The following is a 293-nucleotide window of genomic DNA, read 5'->3' as shown; positions in this document are numbered from 1 at the left end:
TTGAACTTGGCGATCACGCCCTGGCCCCACTCGGCCTTGTCCTGCCCGCCATGCTTGTAGTCACGGCTGATATAGGCATTGCGCAGCAGTACATTGAGCTGGCTGTCTTCGACGAAACCCTTGGCATCGGCCTGCTCGTTGGCCATGGCTTGGGTAGCCGCCATCACGCCGAGGGCGAGGACAGCCCATTTCTTGTTCAACATCTTGTTTTCCCTAATCACCAGTGAGGACGCTACACGACCACCCGCTTGCTTTCCGTCGTTCGTGCGACCTGCGCAGCGCTCTGCAACAGG

General features: G+C 59.0%; 1 protein-coding gene. It reads right to left on the bottom strand.

Annotation, left to right across the window (positions count from 1 at the left end):
* A partial coding sequence (locus QMX89_RS22745; RefSeq protein ID WP_282349960.1) for an OprD family outer membrane porin occupies window positions 1–203 on the bottom strand: 203 nt, incomplete at its 3' end.
* Window positions 204–293 lie beyond the last annotated feature (90 nt).

This window comes from Pseudomonas sp. PS01301 (genome assembly GCF_029960215.1).
In the GTDB taxonomy this organism is placed as follows: domain Bacteria; phylum Pseudomonadota; class Gammaproteobacteria; order Pseudomonadales; family Pseudomonadaceae; genus Aquipseudomonas; species Aquipseudomonas coleopterorum.
Note: the sequence above shows the minus strand (reverse complement) of the source record. Positions and strands in the feature narration are given on the sequence as shown.